This window comes from Streptomyces soli (assembly GCF_003999195.1).
Classification (GTDB): Bacteria; Actinomycetota; Actinomycetes; order Streptomycetales; family Streptomycetaceae; genus Actinacidiphila; species Actinacidiphila soli.
On sequence record NZ_RJVR01000185.1, the window covers coordinates 1 to 5,918 of the forward strand.

A 5,918-nucleotide genomic window follows, 5' to 3' on the forward strand; every position below is an offset into this window, starting at 1 on the left:
AGCCGCTGACGCATGCCCAGGGAGAAACCGCGGGCCCGGTCGTCGGCGACATCAGTGAGCCCGACCTGGTCGAGCACGTCGTCGATCCCCATTGTCCGCGCGTCGCGGCCGCGGAGAGCGGCCAGCGCGGCAAGGTTCTGCCTGGCGGTGAGCGAGGGGTAGAGACCGGGCCCGTCCACGAAACCAGCGACACCGTCGGGAGCAGCGAGCGCCCGCCCGACCGGCGTACCCAGGATCTCGAGGCGGCCGCTGCCGGCGACGGCCAGGCCCAGCAGGAGGCCGAGCAATGTCGTCTTACCGGCGCCGTTCGGTCCGACCAAGCCGTGGATCTGCCCCTGCGCCACATCCAGATCGACGCCGTCGAGTGCGACGACGTCGCCGAAACACTTGGTGACCCCGCGAGCCCGGACTGCGAGGAGTGTGTCCATGAGTCCCTTCTTTCGATCAACGTTCAAGGACCATAAGGACTGCACAGAATGCAGACAGGGACAGCTAGTTGAACGCTCGTGGAACGGGAGACGACCTGCATCCGCTGCGCAAATGGGCGGTCAATAACCGTCAATATTTCGACCAGCACCTCTTCAATAGCCGGATCGCAGAGCCCACCGGGCCATCAGACACTTGCGATCGCGAACGTCGCCGTCGGCTGGATCGTGATCACGACAAGGCGTCGACACGTCCGTGTGCACGGAGTAGCCAGCATCGAGCCAGACTTGGGCAACGCCTGGACGCACCGAGTCCGTACGAAGCACCGTGGCCCTCAATTTGGTGCACTACCAGCACGAAGCACGCACCCACAGCGCGCTGTGCGGGCGCTGCAACAGCGCCGAAGGCGGCGGGTTCGGCGACGCCCCTGACCTCCAGCCGCACTTGCATGTCCACCGCGAAATCCCGCCCGCGGACGAACAGCAGACCGCGCCGCCCTCGTGCGGTCCGCCGCGCGGGACGGCCGGGCGCGCGGGCGGCGTCGTCGACCAGGCCGATGTCGGCGAGCACGCGCAGTTGCACCTGGTGCTCGATGGCCTCCGCCCACGCCTCGCGGATCGCGAGGCCAGCTCAGCGGCGGTGGTTCCGTCGTTGGCCTGGCGGGCGACGAATAGCTTCGCGCTGGCGCGGCACCAGCGTCCAGCGCCGGACCACCTCTTCCGGCGACCACCCCTGCCGCACGTCCCCGCCCTCTCGCCTCATCCCACGGGATCACCTGACCGGCTCAACGACCCGGCAGCCACTGAGCAACGGGCGCCCTGACGAGCCGTGAGTCAGCGGGCGCGAGCTACTTTGCGGCTGGGATCAGAGGTCGGACTCCGGGCCACAGACCCCCGCGAGTTTGCCGAAACTGAAGGTTCTTCAGCGGGAACCCGAGGGGCCGATGTCGTCATCGCTGGGGGTAGGCCCATGGGTTCGTGGCGAACACGCGGGATCGGTTTCGGGGGCGGCCTGGAGGAGCTGCCGTGCGGTCGTGGCGTGCTCCGGTTTCAATTCCCCTGACGTAGCCTCCGCGCCAGACCGGCAGGCGGTGTCGCGCTCCACTTCGCACCGGAGATGGTGAAGTCGGTGGCCGGGGCTTGCTGACGCGGGACTCTGGGTACGGCGTCTTAAGTCGTACGGGAGGGGCCGTGGTGCAGGGAATGGGGCCGGGGCGGGTGCTCGGTGGGCGCTATCGGGTCGGGAGCCAGGTGGGATCCGGCGGGTACGGGCGCGTGTGGACGGCGTACGACGAGGTCCTGAGAGTGGAGGTGGCGGTCGAGGAGGTGGGGGCGGCGGGTTCGGAGGGGACGGCACGGGCGGTGCGGACTGTCCACGTGATCGCGGGGCTGCGGGACCATCCGAACGTCCTCCCCGTGAACGACATCGTGGAGGCGGACGGCGTGGTGTGGACCGTCATGCCGCTTGTCTCAGGCCCGTCCCTCGCCGACCACCTGGCCGAGCACGGCCGGATGTCCCGCGAGCGGGTGATGGAGGTCGCGGCCGCAGTGCTTGGCGCGCTGGATGCGATGCGCGGGGTCGGGTTCGTGCACGGGGATGTGCGGTCTGCCAACATCCGCCTCGACGGGGTTCGTTGGGTCCTGCTTCCCGTAATCGGCGCGCCCTGGCGCGGGCGAACGACACGGAGACCACCCAGGACAACGGGAGGATCGTCGCCGCGGCGGACTACATCGCCCCCGAACTCCTGCACGGAGCCCGCAGGGAGCCGAGCAGTGACCTGTTCTCGCTGGGGGCGACGCTCTACCACCTTGTCGCGGGGCAGGCGCCGTTCCACCGGGACAGCGTCATGGCGACCTTGTCGGCCGTGGCACGCTCCTGTCCTGGCACCGCCGACTGCTGCGCTGGAAGTGGAAACAGAAGCCCGCCCGGACCGGACGCCCACCGATCCCCGAGGAACTCACCTCCCTGATCCTGCGCCTCGCCCACGAGAACCCGACATGGGGCTACACCAGAATCCAGGGCGAACTTCGACGCCTCGGCCACCGCGTCGGCGCCTCCACCATCCGACGCACCCTCCGCAGCGCTGGCCTCAACCCCGCACCCCGAGCCAGCCACGGCACCCCGAGGTGGCGGGAGTTCCTGCGCGCCCAGGCATCCGGACTGCTCGCCGCCGACTTCTTCCACATCGACACCGTGACCCTGCGACGGCTATACGTTTTCTATGTCATGGAGGTCAGTACCCGCACCGTCCACATCCTCGGCGTCACCACCCACCCCACCGCAGCCTGGACCACCCAGCTCGCCCGCAACCTGCTCGCCGACCTCGGCCAGCGCGCCTCAGGCTTCCGCTACTTGCTGCGTGACCGCGACAGCAAGTACACCCAGGCCTTCGACGCCGTCTTCACCGCGGACGGAATCGAAATCCTGAAGAGCGCGCCGCAGACTCCGCGGATGAACGCCCACGCCGAAAGGGCCATACGCACGGTCCGGGCCGAGTGCACCGACCGGTTACTGATCTACAACGAGCAACACCTGAGGCGCGTAGGCAGGGTTCATTCCGCGCCACACCTGCAAGGACGAGTGCCTTTACCACGATCACCAGGTGCTAGACGCGATCATGCAGTGCACCTGCGGCCGCCCGCAGTGCCGGGCGTGCGAGATCGGCGGGCAGCCCTTGTAGGCGCACAGTTACCGCCGTCACCGAGAGAACCGCACAACCGCCGACGCCCGGCGCGGTACGCCGGACGAATGGCGGAGCGGTGACCGTACCCCCGCGACCTGTCCGACAGGCAGACCCCGGATGTGGCGCGGGCACGGAGTCGGTGATCATGGAGGTACTGATGCTTCGTGATCACAGGAGAGTTCGTACCTGCCCTGCCATCACGGCTTACCGAACCGTTGCGTGGCCGCTCAGTCGCGACAGCGACCTAACGGGCATCCCCCATGCTCACTGCTGGGGGAGCCGGGTCGGTGGCATGAGCTGTGTCGTAGGCGGCACGCGAGGCTTGGATGCCGGCGAGGTGGTCGTCGGTCCAGTCGACCAGCCGGTACAGGATCGCGTGGAGGCTGTGGCCCCGCTCGGTGAGGGCATACTCCACCTGCGGCGGGACGGTCGCATACACGGTTCGCCGCACGAGGCCGTCGCGCTCCAGGTGGCGCAGGGTGGCGCTGAGCATGCGCTGGGTGATGCCCTCGGTCAGGCGGCGGAGCTCGTTGAACCGTCGAGGCTGTCCATCCAGACGGCAGATCACGATCACCGACCACTTGTCGCCGATCCGCGCCAGCACCTCACGCAGCAGGGCGCCATTGTCGGCGCTCGTCGAGGGCGTCATAGGTTCCCTCCTGGGAACTTGGGCAGTTGAAACTGCCTCCTTGCCGATACTGGGCCATCGGTCGACGATGAAGTCAGCGGTATTCATCGTATACCTAGAGGCTCCTCGGGGCGATTAGTTCCGCGTCGGCCCAGCGAAAGTGAGATCCACCGTGCCCCAACACGACCTCCTCATCAGCGGCGGACATGTCGTGACTTTCGACCCCCAGATCGGCGACCTTCCGCAGGGCGACGTGCTCATCCGCGACGGCAGGATTACCGCGGTCGGCGCCGATCTCGCGCCACGTGCGCCGGGTGCGCGGGTGGTGGATGCCCGTGGGCGCCTGGTGATGCCCGGCCTGGTCGACACCCATCGCCACGTCTGGCAGGGAGCGCTCGGTGGCCACACCGGCCAGGTCTCGTTGTCCGGCTACTCCCGCGCGGTGATCGCAGGCCTGGCGCCTCATTACACGCCGGAGGACCTCTACGCCGGTACGTTGTGGGGCGCGCTGCAAGCACTCAATGCCGGAATCACGACCGTCGCGGACTGGTCGCACAACCTGTCCACTCCACGGCATGCCGACGCGAACGTGCGCGCGCTGCACGACTCCGGGATCCGTGGCGTGTTCCTCTACGGCGGCCCGGGCCCGGACGGCTTGGCGTTCTTCGGTGTCCCCGCGCCGCAACACCCCGCCGATGCGCGGCGCGTGCAGGCGGAACACTTTCCTGACGGGATCAGTGGCCGGCTGCGGATGGGTTTGGCGTTGCGCGGTCCCGCATTCACCACCCCAGAGACCACAAAGAACGACTTCGCCTTCGCCCGCAAGCTCGGGCTGCCGATCTCCGTCCACGTCGGAATGGCCGGTTTTCCCGATTCGGTAGAGACCTTGGACAAGCTCGGCCTGCTCGGCCCGGACATCAACCATGTGCACGCCACTCAACTCAGCGACCGCGAATTCGACCTGATCGCCGACACCGGTGGCTCCATCTCCCTCAGCCCGTCGGTGGACATGCTGATGGCACTGGGCACCTACCCGGCCACCGGTCATGCGCTCGCCCGCGGTATCGCCGCCGGTTTGAGCGTGGACACGACGACCGGCAGCGGCACCGACCTGTTCACGGAGATGCGCCTCGCGCTGGCAGCCGAGCGTTCACGTGCCAACGCCGACGCGGTGAGCCGCCACGAGGCAGTTGAGGACGTTGAACTGAACCAGCGTGACATGCTGAAACTGGCGACACTCGACGCGGCGCGTGTGTGGCACCTCGACCACGAGGTCGGCAGCATCACGCCCGGCAAACAGGCGGATGTGACGGTAGTCGACATGCGTCCGCCGCATCTCAACGGCTTCGGTGACCCGGTCGCCACACTCGTGATGGGCGCGGGCGCCGCAGACGTCGAGACGGTCGTCGTCGGCGGGGAGATCCTGAAAGCCGGTGGCATACTCGTGGGCCCGGTTGCCGAACATGCCCGCGAGCTCATGCACGAATCTCGCGTGAACCTACGCGACCGGACCGGACAGAACGCTTCGTAGCACCGTGCGCGCGGCGGCGTCGATGCCGCCCCAAATCCGCTGCTCAGACGTGCTCAAGCCCGTCACTCCGAGCGGGAGGCCCCTCCCCATCAACGGCAAACCGCCATCAGCCAGCACCGCGCCTGGCAGCTGAGAAACCGGCTCTGACGCGCAAAAAGATTCGTTCCAAGGTCATCAAGGTCCTGACGCCTTCGATTTGCCCGCCCCACGGCGGGCGGCGGAGCCGCCCTGGGTCGCTGACCTGCTGGAACAGGCGGCCTGCGGCGTCGTGGTCGGGCTTCTAACGGACCTGATTGACCGCGGTTTACCGTCCGATCGGGCACGCATCGGGCACGCATCGGGCACGTCACGTGGCCGACAGCGGCATAACGTTCCGGCCGGGCCGCCCTACAGTCTTCCCCTTAACAGTGCAGGCCGCCCGCCGACGTGTCGTTTCGTCGCTGTGTGCGTCAATTGGGCTGCCGACGGGGGGAGGTGAGGGCGGCGTGGCGCCCGGTGGAGCTCGGCCCACATCCTGGCCTCGCTCCACTCGGCGAACCGCTGATGCGCTGCGGGTCCTGAAGGCCGGGTTGCCCCTGGCGGCACGCCGCCAGGGGCAACCCGAGCCGGCCACGGGCACCGGCGCTCTATCGCGGCGGCTACTCGTAGCC

Annotated in this window: 6 protein-coding genes and 2 pseudogenes; 6 read left to right on the plus strand and 2 right to left on the minus strand. The window is 68.2% G+C overall.

From position 1 onward, the window contains the following. Nucleotides 1–428: ATP-binding cassette domain-containing protein (locus tag EFK10_RS17005; RefSeq protein WP_127356533.1), on the minus strand; the 428-nt coding region annotated here is incomplete at its 3' end. A 325-nt stretch (nucleotides 429–753) separates the two neighbouring features. Here EFK10_RS17005 and EFK10_RS17010 point away from each other — a divergent pair. The 5 genes and pseudogenes from EFK10_RS17010 (at nucleotide 754) to EFK10_RS50290 (ending at nucleotide 3,189) form a co-directional block, all read left to right on the plus strand. Further along, complete coding sequence (locus EFK10_RS17010) at nucleotides 754–1,248, plus strand: hypothetical protein (RefSeq protein WP_127356534.1); 495 nt, start codon at nucleotides 754–756, stop codon at nucleotides 1,246–1,248. A 380-nt stretch (nucleotides 1,249–1,628) separates the two neighbouring features. Beyond that, nucleotides 1,629–1,991: pseudogene (locus EFK10_RS53295) on the plus strand (protein kinase domain-containing protein); the annotation flags it as partial. Beyond that, on the plus strand, nucleotides 1,874–2,395 hold the full coding sequence (locus tag EFK10_RS53300; RefSeq protein WP_407647092.1) for a protein kinase domain-containing protein: 522 nt from the start codon (nucleotides 1,874–1,876) through the stop codon (nucleotides 2,393–2,395). The pseudogene EFK10_RS53295 and the gene EFK10_RS53300, both read left to right, overlap by 118 nt. Beyond that, a pseudogene (locus EFK10_RS52105) lies at nucleotides 2,371–2,520 on the plus strand (IS3 family transposase); the annotation flags it as partial. The gene EFK10_RS53300 and the pseudogene EFK10_RS52105, both read left to right, overlap by 25 nt. A gap of 132 nt (nucleotides 2,521–2,652) precedes the next feature. Continuing rightward, nucleotides 2,653–3,189, plus strand: a complete 537-nt coding sequence (locus tag EFK10_RS50290) for a DDE-type integrase/transposase/recombinase (protein ID WP_127356536.1) — start codon at nucleotides 2,653–2,655, stop codon at nucleotides 3,187–3,189. 164 nt (nucleotides 3,190–3,353) lie between these two features. On the opposite strand, the gene EFK10_RS17035 is transcribed toward EFK10_RS50290, so the two are convergent. Beyond that, a complete protein-coding gene (locus EFK10_RS17035; protein WP_127356537.1) occupies nucleotides 3,354–3,758 on the minus strand; it encodes a winged helix-turn-helix transcriptional regulator in 405 nt (134 codons plus the stop codon). Nucleotides 3,759–3,909: 151 nt separating this feature from the next. On the opposite strand from EFK10_RS17035, the gene EFK10_RS17040 reads away from it, so the two are divergent. Further along, nucleotides 3,910–5,268: an amidohydrolase family protein gene (locus tag EFK10_RS17040; protein ID WP_164836026.1), complete on the plus strand. Its 1,359-nt coding sequence runs from the start codon at nucleotides 3,910–3,912 to the stop codon at nucleotides 5,266–5,268. Nucleotides 5,269–5,918 lie beyond the last annotated feature (650 nt).

What these genes read in the sequence shown, in the direction of transcription:
- EFK10_RS17035 (WP_127356537.1), bottom strand. Translation starts at nt 3,758, where the DNA reads ATGACGCCCTCGACGAGCGCCGACAATGGCGCCCTGCTGCGTGAGGTG.
- EFK10_RS50290 (WP_127356536.1), top strand. Translation starts at nt 2,653, where the DNA reads ATGGAGGTCAGTACCCGCACCGTCCACATCCTCGGCGTCACCACCCAC.